Annotated in this window: 15 protein-coding genes; 7 read left to right on the plus strand and 8 right to left on the minus strand. The window is 53.1% G+C overall.

Features of this window, described 5'->3' with window-relative positions:
- Nucleotides 1-17: 17 nt before the first annotated feature.
- From L462_RS15490 to L462_RS15485, 3 genes are all read left to right on the plus strand, one after another.
- Nucleotides 18-1,250, plus strand: coding sequence for a sensor domain-containing diguanylate cyclase (locus L462_RS15490; protein ID WP_032678264.1), 1,233 nt, complete (start codon nt 18-20; stop codon nt 1,248-1,250).
- A 73-nt stretch (nt 1,251-1,323) separates the two neighbouring features.
- A complete protein-coding gene (locus L462_RS25055) occupies nt 1,324-1,464 on the plus strand; it encodes an Ecr family regulatory small membrane protein (protein WP_032678266.1) in 141 nt (46 codons plus the stop codon).
- A gap of 217 nt (nt 1,465-1,681) precedes the next feature.
- Nucleotides 1,682-2,245, plus strand: coding sequence for a DJ-1/PfpI family protein (locus tag L462_RS15485; RefSeq protein ID WP_025204027.1), 564 nt, complete (start codon nt 1,682-1,684; stop codon nt 2,243-2,245).
- 69 nt (nt 2,246-2,314) lie between these two features.
- Here L462_RS15485 and L462_RS15480 read toward each other — a convergent pair whose 3' ends face one another.
- Both L462_RS15480 and L462_RS15475 read right to left on the minus strand, forming a co-directional pair.
- On the minus strand, nt 2,315-3,019 hold the full coding sequence (locus L462_RS15480) for a hypothetical protein (RefSeq protein WP_254067918.1): 705 nt from the start codon (nt 3,017-3,019) through the stop codon (nt 2,315-2,317).
- A 169-nt stretch (nt 3,020-3,188) separates the two neighbouring features.
- A complete protein-coding gene (locus tag L462_RS15475) occupies nt 3,189-4,805 on the minus strand; it encodes a peptide ABC transporter substrate-binding protein (protein WP_032678268.1) in 1,617 nt (538 codons plus the stop codon).
- Nucleotides 4,806-4,990: 185 nt separating this feature from the next.
- On the opposite strand from L462_RS15475, the gene mpaA reads away from it, so the two are divergent.
- Entirely contained in the window at nt 4,991-5,704 is a 714-nt protein-coding gene (gene mpaA, locus L462_RS15470; RefSeq protein ID WP_020882474.1) for a murein tripeptide amidase MpaA, read from the plus strand.
- Here mpaA and ycjG read toward each other — a convergent pair.
- On the minus strand, nt 5,695-6,660 hold the full coding sequence (ycjG, locus tag L462_RS15465; protein WP_032678269.1) for an L-Ala-D/L-Glu epimerase: 966 nt from the start codon (nt 6,658-6,660) through the stop codon (nt 5,695-5,697). The genes mpaA and ycjG overlap by 10 nt on opposite strands.
- A 107-nt stretch (nt 6,661-6,767) precedes the next feature.
- Here ycjG and tpx point away from each other — a divergent pair, with 107 nt between their 5' ends.
- The gene (tpx, locus tag L462_RS15460) at nt 6,768-7,274 is read left to right on the plus strand and encodes a thiol peroxidase (protein ID WP_032678270.1); all 507 of its coding nucleotides are present in this window, start codon (nt 6,768-6,770) and stop codon (nt 7,272-7,274) included.
- Nucleotides 7,275-7,606: 332 nt separating this feature from the next.
- Nucleotides 7,607-8,815 (plus strand): aldose 1-epimerase family protein, encoded by a 1,209-nt coding sequence (locus L462_RS15455; RefSeq protein WP_032678271.1) that lies wholly within the window; start codon nt 7,607-7,609, stop codon nt 8,813-8,815.
- A 35-nt stretch (nt 8,816-8,850) separates the two neighbouring features.
- On the opposite strand, the gene tyrR is transcribed toward L462_RS15455, so the two are convergent.
- The 3 genes from tyrR to L462_RS15440 form a co-directional block, all read right to left on the minus strand.
- Entirely contained in the window at nt 8,851-10,392 is a 1,542-nt protein-coding gene (tyrR, locus tag L462_RS15450; protein ID WP_014170325.1) for a transcriptional regulator TyrR, read from the minus strand.
- 113 nt (nt 10,393-10,505) lie between these two features.
- Complete coding sequence (locus L462_RS15445; protein WP_020882470.1) at nt 10,506-11,558, minus strand: YcjF family protein; 1,053 nt, start codon at nt 11,556-11,558, stop codon at nt 10,506-10,508.
- Nucleotides 11,555-12,952 (minus strand): YcjX family GTP-binding protein, encoded by a 1,398-nt coding sequence (locus L462_RS15440; RefSeq protein WP_032678272.1) that lies wholly within the window; start codon nt 12,950-12,952, stop codon nt 11,555-11,557. Before L462_RS15440 ends, L462_RS15445 begins: the two co-directional genes overlap by 4 nt.
- 155 nt (nt 12,953-13,107) lie before the next feature.
- On the opposite strand from L462_RS15440, the gene L462_RS15435 reads away from it, so the two are divergent.
- Complete coding sequence (locus L462_RS15435; protein ID WP_032678273.1) at nt 13,108-14,118, plus strand: LacI family DNA-binding transcriptional regulator; 1,011 nt, start codon at nt 13,108-13,110, stop codon at nt 14,116-14,118.
- A 34-nt stretch (nt 14,119-14,152) separates the two neighbouring features.
- On the opposite strand, the gene L462_RS15430 is transcribed toward L462_RS15435, so the two are convergent.
- Together L462_RS15430 and L462_RS15425 are read right to left on the minus strand one after the other, a co-directional pair.
- The gene (locus tag L462_RS15430) at nt 14,153-15,067 is read right to left on the minus strand and encodes an OmpG family monomeric porin (RefSeq protein WP_025204021.1); all 915 of its coding nucleotides are present in this window, start codon (nt 15,065-15,067) and stop codon (nt 14,153-14,155) included.
- A 66-nt stretch (nt 15,068-15,133) separates the two neighbouring features.
- A complete protein-coding gene (locus L462_RS15425) occupies nt 15,134-16,216 on the minus strand; it encodes an ABC transporter ATP-binding protein (RefSeq protein ID WP_032678274.1) in 1,083 nt (360 codons plus the stop codon).
- Nucleotide 16,217 lies beyond the last annotated feature (1 nt).

The following is a 16,217-nucleotide window of genomic DNA, read 5'->3' on the forward strand; positions in this document are numbered from 1 at the left end:
ATGTACAGGAATACGCTATGTCGCAAAATTGTTTTGATGCGCTGAATTTAATTAAAACCCCCGTGTGGCTCATTTCACCTGCTTCAGAACAGATCATTTTTGCAAATGCGGCCGCCGCTCAGATCATGGGCGATAAATCCCTGGATGACCTACGCAAAGGTACCTATTCCGCCAATGCGCATCACGTGCTGTCGATGTATGTGCCTGAACTGAAGAGTGAGCAGGAGATCGTCGAAATCTGGACCATCTCCCGCGATGGACATGAAACCGCGCTGAGCTGCCGTCTCTCGCTTGCCCATTTCGTGCCCCAGGGGAATGTTATTGTTTTTGAAGGGCTGACGCAGCAGGTTCTCTCCGGGCTTAAGGCCAGCCGCTCCGCGACCTACCAGCGCAAAAAACAGGGATTTTACGCGCGCTTTTTCCTGACCAACAGCGCGCCAATGCTGCTTATCGATCCGTCCCGGGATGGCCAGATTGTGGATGCCAATCTGGCGGCGCTGACTTTTTACGGTTATGCGCATGATGAAATGTGCAGAAAACATACCTGGGAAATCAATACTCTGGGGCGGGATGTGATCCCCGTGATGACGGAGATTGCCGCGTTGCCGGGCGGCCATAAGCCCCTCAACTTTATCCACCGTCTGGCCGATGGCTCCACCCGCCATGTTCAGACCTATGCCGGGCCGATTGAAATTTACGGTGACAAATTGATGTTGTGCATTATCCACGATATCACCGAGCAAAAAAGGCTGGAGCAGGAGCTGGAACACGCGGCACTGCGTGATTCCATGACGGGCCTGCTCAACCGGCGTCAGTTCTATATCATCACCGACCAGGCCAATACCCATCATCTTCCCGCGCAGCAGCAATTTAGCCTGCTGCTGGTGGATACCGATCACTTCAAAAATATCAACGACCTCTTCGGCCACCTGAAAGGTGATGAGGTACTGATCTCGCTCTCGCGCACGCTGGAAGCCTGTAGCCGCAAAGAGGACCTGGTCTTCCGCTGGGGCGGTGAGGAGTTCGTCATCCTGCTGCCGCGCACCCCGCTCGACACCGCCCTGCAAATCGCCGAAACTGTGCGCGATGCGGTCGCCCGCATCACGATCCCGGGTTTACCTCGCTTCACCGTCAGCATTGGCGTGGCGCGACATAATCCGGGCGAGAGTATGGATGAACTGTTTAAACGTGTGGACGATGCGCTTTATCGCGCCAAAAGTGATGGGCGTAATAAAGTCCTGGCGGCATGAAACTGGTGTATCTTCGTAAGCCCCGTTACAATGCCCCTCTCGAATAAATGGACCACAGGTGGGTAGATGTGCAATGGGAAAAACAGAAATAATACTCACCATAATTATTTTATTCGTTATTATATTTGGCTTGTGGTTTATTTTCAGCGGTGAGATCTGGTTTCTGGTGGAATACCTTGAGAACAGTATCTACCCCACCTTCGATGCGCTATGACGCATGTTTAATTCCTTGTTTCACTTACCGAATTTGTCAGGTATCAGCACCGGTAAGAGGTGCGTAAAATACGCAACGTTATCCTCCAACAAGTTGATAACGAATCATTAAATCATTTGCTTATTTCGCCCGTTCTCTGACGGGCTTTTTTTATTTCCGGCAATTCAGCTGTGCCAGGCTATATCTTAAACATCGTTAAACCTAAAGGTGAGAAATGATGAGCAAGAAAATCCTGATGTTGGTCGGCGATTACGCCGAAGATTATGAAACAATGGTGCCCTTTCAGGCTTTACAGATGATTGGCCATCAGGTGGACGCTGTCTGCCCGGACAAATCCCGTGGCGACTACATCATGACGGCGATCCATGATTTCGACGGCGCCCAGACCTACAGTGAAAAGCCGGGCCACCGTTTTATCCTCAATGCCGATTTTTCCGCCGTAAAAGAGCAGGATTATGACGCGCTGCTAATCCCGGGCGGACGAGCCCCTGAATATCTCCGGCTAAATGATGACGTGCTGAAACTGGTGCAGGCCTTCGACGCCGCGCGCAAACCGATTGCTGCGGTTTGCCACGGACCGCAACTGCTCGCTGCTGCCGGCATATTAAAAGGACGAACCTGTAGCGCCTATCCCGCCTGTGCGCCAGAAGTCCGCCTCGGCGGCGGGCACTATGCCAATATCGGTATCGATCAGGCGCACGTAGACGGTAATCTGGTCACTGCCCCCGCCTGGCCTGCGCATCCGCAATGGCTGGCGAAATTCAGTGCATTGCTAGAATAACGTTGCCCTGCTCCCGCCAGCAGCGCCTGACGGGAGCAATCCGCTGGGAATAATGTGTCGCCCGGCGATTTAGCGATCCTGCCGCTCCCACTGCGCTTCCCGCTCACGCGCTTTTCTGCGGGCTTCCTCTTTTTCACGATACAGTGGCGGATAGTAGATGTTCCCCCAGTCCCATTTACCGAACCAGAGACTCATCAGCGTACTAAATATGATAATAAGTACGGTATAAAACAGAACGGTTCCGCTTTCACCACCGTGGCTGAACAGATCGATGACCAGCGAATGCTGCGCATCGCTAAACCACTGCGGATGGTCATCAAGCATCATGAAAAACAGGATCCCAAAGAGTAAATCCCCGACTTTAAATCGTTCATGAAATTTCGTGCGCCAGTTTGCATTATGTTTTTCATAATAATTCAGCAGGAACTGGTTGTTTTCCTTCAACGCTAAATCAAGTACTTCGCCTGAAGGAACTTCACCCGACCTCTTCTGATAATCACTCTGCGCGCGCAAGAAATCCGGGAAGATTCTGCTGTAGATGAACTCATTGAGTAATAGCCTGACGATATTGGCTATAAAAGGCATCAGGGTGGTGGCAATCAAACCTAAGGCGGCGAGCGCCACGCAGAAAAAACCCAGATGTTCGGTCCAGTTAAGTGTCTGAACAGGCCAGGTCAATATTCCTTGCCCGCTGTATGCCAGCAGCGCCAGATCGGCGAAAAGGACAATATAGATGAAGCGGATAATCCATTGCCATTCCCAGATTTTATCCATAATCCCTAACCCTGCCGGGAAAGACGCTTTCTCTTTCTTTTCATCCGTCATCATTTACCTCCCCTTTGACTCACGGAACAAACATCCCTCGTTCAATAAAGAAAAACTGGCGCAAATGCGCCAGCTCTTAATTTAACGTTCACAACGAAGCCCGTCGGTTACCGGCTCGTCAGTGTTTCTCAATATACATCGTCCGGCTATAAGCCACGTCTTCCGGGTTATTAATGGGGTAACCTTTCACCCATGGTTTGATCAGGCGGCCGTTGGTGTACTGGTAAATAGGTGCGATTGGCGCTTTTTCCGTGAGGATTTTCTCCGCCATGTTGTAGTCTGCGTTACGAGCTTTCGCCGTGTTTTCGAGCGTCGCCTGATGGATAATTTTATCGTACGCCGGATCGTTGAAACGCGAGATATTGCCGCTGTGGGTTGAGGTCAATAACGACAGGAAGGTCGATGGCTCATTGTAATCCCCGACCCATGACGCGCGGATCACATCGAAATTACCGGTATTACGGCTATCGATGTAGGTTTTCCACTCCTGATTTTGCAGTTTGACGTCAACGCCGAGGTTTTTCTTCCACATCGAGGCCACCGCAATCGCGATTTTCTGATGGTTTTCTGACGTGTTGTACAACAGGTTCAGCTTCAGCGGGCGCTGAGGGCCATAGCCCGCGGCCTGAAGCAGCGTTTTCGCCTGGGCATTAAGTTCCTGCTGTGACATCTGCTCAAATGGCGAGGTTTCTGGCGTAAACCCTGCCGTCACGTCTGGCGTGAAATGCCAGGCGGGCTTCTCACCGGTTCCTAACACTTTGTCCGCCATGATGCGGCGATCGATGGTCATGCTCAGGGCGAGACGTACACGGGCATCGGCCGTGGGTCCTTTTTGCGTATTAAACGCATAGTAATAGGTGCCCAGCTGAGGCGGTGTATACACCTGTCCCGGAATGTCCTTGAGCAGCTTCTGATACATGTTTTTCGGGAACGATTCGGTGATATCAATATCATCCGCCAGATAGCGTTTAGTGGCCGAGGATTCCTGGTTAATCGGTATGAACGTCACTTTTTGCAGGACGGTTTTGGCGTTATCCCAGTAGTGTGTATTTGGCACCACAACCAGTTTTTCATTCACCACGCGATCTTTCAGAACGTAGGCGCCATTTCCGACCAGAGCCCCCGGACGCGTCCACTCTTTGCCGCTCTCCACATTGGCCTTTTGCACCGGATAGAAGGCAAAGTTTGCCGTCAGATTACTAAACCACGGCAGCGGTTTATCCAGCTGCACACGTAAGGTTTTTGCATCTACGGCCGTCACGCCCAGCGTATCTGGCGCGGCTTTACCATCAATTATCGCCTGTGCGTTATGGATACCCGCCAGCGCCGCAAACCAGGCAAACGGAGACGTGGTTTTCGGATCAACCAGACGCTGCCAGCTATAGACAAAATCCTGAGCGGTAACTGGCGAACCGTCAGACCATTTCGCGTTATCACGTAAGGAGAAGGTCCAGATACGGTTATCATTACTCTGCCAGCGCGTCGCCACGCCCGGGGTCAGTTCACCTTTCTCATTCTGATTAACCAGTCCTTCAAAAAGGTCGCGAATGACCTGTATCTCGGGTAATCCCACGGCTTTTGCCGGATCAAGGGAAGCCGGCTCATCTTTAATGTGTCTGGCCAGCTCCTGTTTTTGCGCCAGTACCGTGCCCTGTGGCACATCAGCGGCGTACGAGAGTGAAGAGAGTCCGCACAGCAACAGTGCAGTACAGAGACGCGAAACAGGATGCTTCATAAGATCCCCTTTTATGAATTCAGGTAATAAGCAGATGCGTAATTATTTGTTTCGACAATGAGAATTGCAAATACCTTCCTCCGGAAAGTTGATATCCGGCAATTTTCCCGCCATACGGAAACTATTTGATTAACCGCGAGTTTTGCACAACACTGCCAGTAGAGACTTCTTTATCAGGATTTCCTATGGCAATCACCCGACCCAGAGCGGAACGCGGCGCCTTCCCGCCAGGTGCAGAGCAGTATGGCCGTTCATTTCTAGGCGCATCGCTGATTTGGTTTCCGGCCCCCGATGCCGATCGCAACAGCGGCTTAATCATTGCCGGCACGCACGGCGACGAGAACTCTTCTGTCGTCACGCTCTCGTGCGCGCTGCGCACGTTGACGCCCAGCTTACGACGTCATCACGTGATTCTGGCCGTCAACCCGGATGGGTGTCAGCTTGGGTTACGCGCCAATGCGCGGGGCATCGATTTAAACCGTAATTTCCCTGCAGCAAACTGGCGCGCCGGTGAAACGGTTTATCGCTGGAACAGCTCCGCCGAAGAGCGTGACGTTGTCTTGCTGACCGGCGACACGCCGGGCTCGGAGCCGGAAACACAGGCGCTGTGCCAGTTAATCCATAAGATCCACCCGGCCTGGGTTGTCACCTTTCACGATCCGCTGGCCTGCATCGAAGATCCGCGGCACACCGAGCTGGGCGAATGGCTGGCGAATGCTTTCGCCCTGCCGCTTGTCTCCAGCGTGGGCTATGAAACCCCTGGCTCATTCGGCAGCTGGTGTGCCGACCTGGGATTACCTTGCATCACCGCGGAATTCCCGCCGATATCGTCAGACGAAGCCAGCGAAAAATATTTAAAGGCCATGGTGGAGCTTCTGCGCTGGCAGCCTCAAAAATGAAGGACGCCGCTGGTAAACGTGAGTGCCGGTGAAACGTCAACCGCCAGCCATGTCGGGCCATCAAGATCGGCAAAACTGACATGATTTACCAGCGGCAGCGCCGCGTTGATCGCCCGGGATGTACACAGCATACATCCCAGCATGATTGAAAACCCCTGAGCTTGCGCCTGTTCTGCCAGCGCCAGCGCCTCTGTCAGCCCACCGGTCTTGTCGAGTTTGATATTGACCATCTCGTAACGGCCCTGCAGTTCAACCAGGCTATCGCGCGTATGGCAGCTTTCATCCGCGCAGATGGGCAGCGGGTGGATAAAATTCTTCAGCGCCGCATCATCCTGTGCCGGCAGAGGCTGTTCCAGCATGGCTACGCCCAGGTCGGCCAGCAGCTGACATCGTGCGGCAAGGCCTTCGGGATGCCATGACTCATTCGCATCCACAATTAACGTGGCTGTCGGGACTGCCGAGCGGATAGCGACCATACGCTCGCTGATCAGACGATCGTCAAGCTTCACCTTTAACAGCGTCGCCCCCGCATCAAAGAGTGCTTTTGCGCTGGCGGCCATGTGTTCAGGCTCGCCAATCACCACCGTTTGCGCCGTGACAACCGATGTCGGCAACGTGACGCCTAGCAGCGTCGTCAGCGAAGTTTGCTGTTTGGCAGCCTCCAGGCTCCAGAGTGCGCAGTCAATCGCATTACGTGCCGCGCCGGCGGGTATACGCTGCTGTAACGCCTCGCGGGTGAGCCCTTTTTCCAGATCGGGAACGAGTGTCATGATAAGTGCCATTACCGACGCCAGACTTTCGCCATAGCGCGGGTACGGCGTGCATTCGCCGACGCCCTTAATGCCGTCCTCTTCTATCTCCACCACGACCACACTGGCTTCGCTTCGACTGCCGCGGGAGATCACAAACGGGGTATGCAATGGCCAGGCTTCTTCATAGACCTTAACGCTTCTCATCACTGACTCCTTGCGGCCCGGAAAGGCGAAAAAATTGGTTTGCCGTGTTATCCGCTGATGGCATACACTAGCCCCGACGTTAACTATATGTAAACAGGAAGATATCTATGTCACAACTCGTTCATTTCCAGGGCAACCCGGTTGCTGTTGCAGGTTCCATTCCACAGGCTGGCAGCAAAGCACAGGCTTTTACTCTGGTGGCTAAAGATCTGTCTGACGTCACACTGTCTCAGTTTGCTGGCAAACGCAAAGTCCTGAACATTTTCCCAAGCATCGACACCGGCGTCTGTGCTGCATCCGTGCGCAAATTCAACCAGCTGGCGACGGACATGGACAACACCGTTGTGCTGTGTATTTCTGCCGATCTGCCGTTCGCCCAGTCCCGTTTCTGCGGTGCTGAAGGTCTGAGCAACGTCATTACCCTCTCCACCCTGCGCAGCCCGGATTTCCTGGAAAACTACGGCGTGAGCATCGCGGAAGGCCCACTGAAAGGCCTGGCAGCGCGCGCTGTACTGGTTATCGATGAAAATGACAACGTCGTGTTCAGCGAACTGGTTAACGAAATCACCACCGAGCCGGATTACACTGCAGCGTTGGACGTGTTGAAAGCATAATGAATGCTTAGCATTCTATATAGCTTAGCAATCTAATGAAATAACAGGGTTTATTTCTCTTTGCAGGCTCTGGAAGACGACACATGACAAACCTCGCACTGGCGGGGTTTTTTATTCCCTTCAAGCTGAATCGTTAAAGCTAAACCATTCACCGTTCACATTTACTGTGCAAATAATTGTATTGAAGTTAACTTAATTGCGATCTTATTCTCATATTAGACCTTAAATATTCATATTTTCTTCCCCAGTGAAGCACATCACATTTCCCTTCAGGTCAAAACATTAGATTTGCTGACGAAAGCAAATAATCGTTTCAGCAAAAAGGAAAGGATATGAAAATTAAACTGGCTATTACGCTCCTTGCGGCTTTGATTTCGGGTCAGGCTGCGGCGAAAACCTGGGTGCTGACAAGCGCTGAAAGCGGCGTGGAGAAAGGAAACTGGAAAATAACGAGCGATGAGCTGAAGGTAAAAGATCAGGCGTTCAGCATTGAACAAAAAGTGTTGCACGGTGGCAAACAGGAAGGCAGCAAAATCCTTGTTATCAGCAGTAAAAGTGGCCTGACAATTACCTTAAGCCCCTCTCGCGGCATGAACCTGCTCCGTGTGGAAGGCTTCGGCACCAGAATGGGCTGGGATTCCCCGGTAAAAGAGGTCGTGAACCCGGCATATATTAATCTGGAAAGTCGCAACGGGCTTGGCTGGCTGGAAGGTTTCAACGAGATGATGGTGCGCTGTGGCTATGAGTGGACGGGCCACCCGGTCACGGCTGACGGCCAAATCTACACGCTTCACGGCAAGGCGGGCAATACGCCTGTATCGCAGGTTGAAGTGGAGGTGGCTGACGCCGCCCCCCATGAAATTCGAATTCGCGGTTTGATCAAAGAGAGCACGTTCAAAAAAGCAGATTTGCAGACCATGACCGAACTGCGTTACGTCCCAGGAACCAACCAGTTCAGTTTGCATGATGTTCTGACAAACCATGCTGATTACCCGCATGATTATCAAATCATCTACCACAGCAACTTTGGTACCCCGATCCTCGAAGAAGGCGCGCGCTTCCTTGCCCCGGTTGCGAGCGTCAGTCCATTCAATGACTACGCGAAAGCCGGTGTCAACGACTGGCAGACCTATGCCGGGCCAACGAAAGGCTTTGATGAGATGGTGTTTAACCTCAAACCGCTTGCGGATAACAACCACAAAACCCTCGCGGCCGTGGTGAATAAAGCCGGTGATAAAGGGGCGTCCATTCAGTTTGATACCCGCCAGTTGCCGGTGCTGACCTTATGGAAAAACACCGACACCCTGAAGCAAGGTTATGTCACCGGTATTGAGCCGGGTACCAGCTACGCCTACCCGGTCACCATTGAGCGCGAACAAAAACGCGTTAAGCAACTGCAACCGGGAGCCAGCACACAGTTTGATCTGACCTATACCCTGCTCCATAACCCGCAACAGGTGAAAGACGTGGAGAACCGTATTGCATCGATTCAGGGAGAGACAAAGGTCGACATTAATAGCACCCCTATCGCAAAAGAATGAGTAAAAAAAAGCCTCTTTACAGAGGCTTTTTACCGTTATTCGTCACCCTTCTTCTGATTCAAACCATACTCTCGCAACTTATTGGCAATCGCCGTGTGTGAAACGCCAAGGCGTTTTGCCAGCTTACGGGTGCTTGGATAGCTACGGTACAGTTGCGTCAGCACGGAGCGCTCAAAACGGCTGGTAATGTCATCCAGCGAACCTTCCATCGCCTCTTCACCTACTGACACCGTCCCGGCATCGTAATCCGGTAACAGAATATCCTGCGGCCGCAGTTCATAACCTTCCAGCTGCGTCAGTGCGCGGTAAACGGCGTTCTTGAGTTGGCGAATGTTGCCCGGCCAGCCGTAGCGCATGAGCACCGTGCCGAGATCGGCTGAAAGCTTCGGACGCGGTACCCCCTGCTCGTCGGCAAAGCGCGCCACAAAGAGTTCGGTCAGCGGCATGATATCCTGCGGGCAATCGCGCAGCGGTGGGATATTCAGGGTCAGGACATTCAGGCGGTAGTAGAGATCCTCGCGGAATACCCCTTTTTGCACCAGTTCGACCAGGTTTTTCTGCGTCGCACAAATCACACGCACATCCACATGAACTTCATGATCCTCGCCTACGCGGCGGAACGTGCCATCATTGAGGAAGCGCAGCAGCTTGGCCTGCATGCGTGGCGACATTTCACCAATCTCGTCCAGCAGCACGGAACCGCCGTTAGCCTGCTCGAAGAACCCTTTTTTACCTTCCGGCGCGTGACCAAATAATTCGCTTTCGACGGCATCTTCCGGAATCGAGGCGCAGTTGAGGGCCAGATACGGTTTTGCCGCTCGCGGGCTGGCCAGATGCACAGCATGCGCCAGCAGGTCCTTCCCGGTACCGGTATCGCCGGTAATCAGCAGTGGCGCGGTCAGACTCGCGAGTTTGCGCGCCTGATCCACCACATGCCGCATTTTCGGGCTGACGGCAATAATCTGGCTGAATGCCCCCACATCCTGGCTGGAGATATTTTGCAGCTGACGGCCCATGCGCACGGTAGAACGCAGCATGATCACGGCGCCGGTCAGAACGCGCGTGTCGGCCTCGCCTTTCAGATAGACCGGCGTTATTTCCATTAAGAAATTCTGTCCGTGGATAACCACATGCTCGCTGTGGGTGTTCTGCGGGTTGCTGTCCAGCCAGCGCTGGAAGTTAAAGCCGGGAATCAACTGTGCTGCGTTGTGGTTGCTGAGTTTTTCCTGACTCTGCGCGAACAGCTGGCAGCTGGCATGGTTAACACGCTCAACCTTACTTTTTAAATCCAGGGAGAGGAAAGGCTCTGGCATGGCTTCAAGCAATGCGCTCAATGCCAGATGCTCACGCTCCGACGGCATCCAGGGGATGGTGCGTACATCCGTAACGCCAGCGATACGGCGTATTTCTGCCATCAGGCTACTGAACGTATTAAATTCAATTTCGGCAAAATTGAGGTAAATTCGCCCGACAGGATCGATCTCAATGCCACGTAAATCAATGCTACGTAAAACAAGAAGATCGAGTAATTCGCGGGTCAGACCGAGACGGTCTTCACAGAAGACTTCAAGACGCATGGGAAATTCACCGTTTTAAGCCAATAACATTAAAATGATATGTCAGAACACGGTGATCGGGAAGATGGCTGTCAACAAATATTGACAGCCAGCACGATTAATGACCAAACCGGCTACTGAACCGGTTTTTTATTGAGCGTCTCTTTGAGCTGACCGATTAACTCACGTCGGAAATCCCCCAATCGCGGCTTATCGCCATCAATCCACGGCAGTGGACGGCACACTTCCATCGCTTTGATGCCCAGACGGGCGGTCAACAAACCGGCACCAATACCCTGCGCGGCACGGGCAGAGAGACGCGCCGCCAGATCCTGCGACATCCAGTCCATCCCCACTTCCCGCACCAGCTCGCTTGCTCCGGCAAAGGCGATGTTGAGCAATACCAGACGGAACAAGCGAAGGCGGCTGTAGTACCCCAACTCAATGCCGTATAAAGCAGCAATCCGGTTAATCAGACGCAGGTTACGCCAGGCGATAAACGCCATATCCACCAGCGCCAGCGGGCTGACGGCAATCATCAGGGTTGATTCCGCAGCAGAGCGGCTGATTTCGCGCCGCGCCTGGGCATCCAGCACCGGCTGCACCATGTGGGAATACAGCGTCACCACTTCACGATCGTTCTGGGTTTCATGGATAGCGGCATACCAGCGCTGAAGCGCCGGGTGCGACTGATCAATACCCGCCTGACTGGCCAGCTTTTCACAAAACGCGCGGCCTTTGCCGGTTCCGTGACTGTGGAGCAGATCCCGCGCTTCATCACGCTCATGGGCGCGCTGTCGCAGGCGCCACAGGCGACGCCACTCGGTCGCAACAGATCCGACACCCGCCCCCACAATCAGAGCACCGGCAGCGCAGCCGCCCAACGCGACCCAGTCCTGGGTTTGCCAGGCGTTGACCGCCCACTGGACGCCTTGCCCAACCACGCTGACGCCAAACAACGCCAGCCCGGCAGTCACCATCTTTCGCCACAGGCTGCGTTTTGGGCGTAGCGCGGCTTCCACGACCGCTTCAGCCGGCCCCTCTTCAACAAGCAGCTCTTCGGTCAGAGCCGGGGCAAAATTATCTGCCTGCGGGCCATTAAACGTCTGCGCAGTTTTAAACGCCTCCGGGTGCTCTTGCTCAAGCGTTCCGGTAAAATCAATGCGCGGTTTTAACGGTTCCGTCATCGCAATTTATCTCCAATCAAAAACTCCAGCGCCGCATCCAGACGGATATGCGGTAACGGCTGATCGACCGTCATGGCCTGCGGGCGGAAGGCTTCAAACTGGAAGCCCTGGTTCTGCCAGAAGGCCGGCCCCGGAAGGCGTGCGGGCACTTCGCCCGGATAGACAGTAAGCGGTTCGCCGTCGCTGAGACGATTCCCGCGCAATGCCGGTATTTTCTCGCCATTAAGGTCAATCAACCCACTCTGTGTCGCCTGTACGGAAGCCAGTCCGAGGCAATCCATGCTGATCCCTTCGAACGCGGCATTTTGCCAGGCGTCCTGCACCAGTTGCTGCAGCAGCGACACCATATTGGCATGCTGATCGACCGTCACGTGATCGGCTTTTGTGGCCGCAAACAGCAGCTTGTCGATAACGGGTGAGAAGAGACGGCGAAACAGCGTGCGCTGCCCGTAGTGAAAACTTTGCATTAACTGTGTCAGCGCCAGGCGCATATCGTTGAAGGCCTGCGGCCCGCTGTTCAGCGGTTGCAGACAATCCACCAGCACAATCTGGCGATCAAAACGTAAAAAGTGGTTTTTATAAAAACCTTTCACCACTTTTTCACAGTAGTAATTGTAACGCTCGCGCAGCATTCCGGCGTTAGTGTGTTTGTCCGCCTGGGCCAGTTTTGACTCCCCGATGCCATCCACGTCCGGCCACGGGAAAAACTGCAGCGCAGGTGCGCCCGCCAAATCTCCCGGCAGAACAAAACGGCCCGGCTGGATGAAATGCAACCCTTCCTGCTTACACTGATGCAGATACTCCGTCCAGGCCTCGGCAATCGCCGCCAGCCGGTTTTCATCGGCAGGGGCCAGCGGATCCAGGCCTTCGCACAGTTTTCGCCATTTCGTCGACCACTCGGCGCGGTTGCCCTGCAACAGCCCCGTCATCTGCCGTGACCAGCTGAGATAATCCTGTGCCAGCATAGGTAAATCGAGCAACCACTCACCGGGGTAATCCACAATTTCCAGATACAGGGTGGAGGTGTCTTTGAAGTGACGCATCAGGGATTCATTAGAGCGAAAACGCAGCGCAAGGCGAATTTCACTCACCCCGCGCGTCGGCGTCGGCCAGGCGGGCGGTTCACCATAAAGCTGAGCCAGCCCTTCATCATAGGTAAAGCGAGGAATGCCAAAATCGCGCTGAGGCACACGCTTAACCCCCAGCAGGCGCTCTTCCCGCACGGCGCTCAGCAGCGGCAGCCGCGCCCCACTGTGCAGGTTAAGCAGCTGATTCACCATCGCGGTGATAAACGCCGTCTTGCCGCTGCGGCTCAGCCCCGTCACCGCCAGACGCAGATGACGGTCAACGCCACGGTTCACCAGTGAATTGAGTTCGTTCTTAAGTCGCTTCATCGCCGTCCTTCATTGCCCGGAAGCCTCAAATACATTGCTTCAGAATACAATAAATGGGGGCAGATCGTTGATTATCAATTCTTATTTATTGCTATTGCCGTTTTCTCTCCAGTAAGATGAACGACATTGCTGTTAGTCAGGAGTGAGTAAGGTGTATGTCACCCACCATCTATGATATCGCACGGGTTGCCGGCGTTTCGAAATCAACCGTCTCCCGCGTTCTGAATAAACAAACGAATATTTCTCCTGAAGCGCGTGAAAAAGTGTTGAAGGCGATTGACGAATTAAATTATCAACCCAATAAACTCGCCCGCGCCCTGACCTCTTCTGGCTTCGACGCCATTATGGTTATTTCGACACGCTCGACGAAAACCACCGCCGGCAACCCTTTTTTCTCTGATGTTCTGCATGCCATTACAGCCAAAGCTGAAGAGGAAGGTTTTGACGTTATTTTGCAAACCTCGAAAAGCAGTGAAGACGATCTGCTGAAGTGCGAAAGTAAAATAAAACAAAAAATGATTAAAGGGATCATCATGCTGAGCTCACCGGCAAATGAATCCTTTTTCACAACGCTGGATGCATATGGCGTACCGGTGGTCGTCATCGGGAAAGTCGAAGGTGATTTTCAGAATATTTACTCGGTCGACACGGATAATTTTCACGACAGCGCCACGCTAACAGAAACCTTTATTAAAAATGGCCGACGTAACATTGCCTGTCTGCATGCGCCGCTCAATTATCATGTTTCGATTGATCGTCTTGCCGGTTATAAAGCCAGCCTGGAAAAACACGGCATCACCATTAACCCGGCGTGGATCATCGACGGCGGATATACCCATGAAAGCGCGCTTGCCGCGGCCACAGAATTGCTCTCCTCGGCCACGCCACCTGATGCGGTATTTGCCACCGACAGCATGAAGTTACTCACCCTTTATCGCGCGGCGGATACTCTGGAACTGAAGATCCCCGAGCAGGTTGTGATTGCAGGATACAGTGACCCGATGCTCTCTCTCATTTTAACACCAGCACCCGGGGGCTTTGATATCCCAACCCGCAAGCTGGGTGAAGAGAGCTGCAATCTTCTTTTCAGGCGTATCGCCGGTCAGCCTGCGCCACAAAAAGTGCTTGTCGATACCCATTTTACGTTAGCGCCCTCTCTTCGTTAAAACCAGGGGCTGAAAGCCCCTGGCATCCGGTCTGTCAGAACGCGTAATTAACGCCAACACCCGCGTAGTGGAAACGGTCGCTGTCGCCTTCGTCATGGTTTTCCCATTCGTAGGCGTATTCCAGCGTCATGGATAATCCATTGTTGAAGTCATACGCGTACAGAAGACCCAGTCGGTTGAAATCGTGTCCTTCACGATCGGGATCGTCCTGCCAGTCCCAGTTCGACCAGCGATCCAGCCCCAGACGGGTATATGGCGTGAGCGTCGTCTGGCCTAATGAAACAGGCAGATACGCGCGAATTTCCTGCGTTGAAAATTCGCCGTTATTACGTGAACTGTCCATATTGAAACCGCGCTCAAGATAATAGTTCACTTTAGCAGAGAAGGTTTCATTAATGGTCCAGGTAAAACCCGTTTCCGTTTCTACACGGCTGTCGGCATAACCGGTTTTTTCCAGGTCATTCGCAAACTGATACATGGCAAACCAGCCACCAAAACGCCAGTCGTCGGACAATTTAATATCCCAGTCCGGCTGAATTTTGTAGCGCTGCATATTTGCGCTACCGTCTTTGGCACCGTGTTCATCTTTAAAATGATAACCGTAATTACGGAAACCGCCGGTCAACCCGAGTGTAAAATCATCGGTGCCGATAAAGCGATAGCGTAATTCAAATTCCGGGCGGTCAAAATAGGTCCCACGGGTCATGCTGCTGTAATCAACCGGTCCTTCCTGATACATTGCCAGCGAAAGGGTCCAGGCATCCCATGTGGCATTAAACCACACAGAGGGTTCATATAATCCATCTTTATCGTCGCCCTGACCTTCGACGTTTTCAATTTCATACATGGCACCGATATTAAATTCCCAGTGTTTTGCTGATTCCGTTGCGTGCGCGCAGCTAACCCCTGCGCACAGAACGAGCGCAGCACTTCTTAGTAGAGTACTCATTTAAATGTTCCCTTTATAATTAACTCAAAAAAAACCGGAAATTTGCATTTCCGGCGAACGCCTTTCTTATCTAATAGCCACTTCAGTATCAGCGTCGAAGAAATGACATTTATTCATATCGAACTGGATGCCGATATTATCCCCCGCCGCATAATCATTTACCGCTCCTGCACGAACGACCAGCTCATGCCCGCCCACGGTGGCATAGAGCATGAACTCAGCCCCGGTCAGTTCGGCCACGCTGACTTTTGCCGCAATATCATCCCCACGGCTTTGCAGCGTCAGAATATCTTCCGGCCGGATCCCAAAGACCACGGCTTTACGCTGATATCCGGCGGCATTCACCGCCGCCAGCGTGTCTTCAGGTATCTCCAGACGCAGCGTTTCCGTCACGAAATAGCGATCGTCTATCGCGCCCCGAATAAAATTCATTGCCGGTGAGCCGATGAAGCCCGCCACAAACATATTCGCCGGTTCGTTGTAGACCTGCTTAGGTGCCCCCACCTGCTGAATAACGCCATCCTTGAGGATCACAATCCGGGTCGCCATCGTCATCGCTTCCGTCTGATCGTGGGTCACGTAAATCATTGTGGTGTTGAGCTTCTGGTGCAGCTTGCTGATTTCAGCGCGCATTTGCACACGCAGCTTGGCGTCGAGGTTAGAAAGCGGTTCATCCATCAGAAAGACACCGGCTTCGCGCACAATCGCCCGTCCTAACGCCACGCGCTGACGTTGCCCACCCGACAATGCGCCAGGTTTACGCGTGAGGTAATCACGCAACCCCAGGATTTGTGCCGCCCAGTTCACGCGCTCTTCAATGACCGCGGGGGCAATTTTCTGCATCTTCAGGCCAAACGCCATGTTGTCGTAAACCGTCATGTGCGGATAAAGCGCATAGTTCTGGAAAACCATCGCAATGTCGCGGGACTTGGCGGGCACATCGTTCATGCTGACACCGTCAATCACCAGCTCACCGGCGGAGATCTCCTCCAGCCCGGCAATCATGCGAAGCGTCGTCGATTTACCGCACCCCGAGGGACCCACAAAGACGATAAACTCCTTGTCCTCAATTTCGAGGTTAAAATCCTTAACCACATGGACCTGGTTATCGTAGATTTTCTGAATATGTTTCAGAGACAGTTGAGCCATT

It is taken from the genome of Enterobacter sp. BIDMC 26 (assembly GCF_000534435.1).
GTDB lineage: Bacteria > Pseudomonadota > Gammaproteobacteria > Enterobacterales > Enterobacteriaceae > Enterobacter > Enterobacter ludwigii.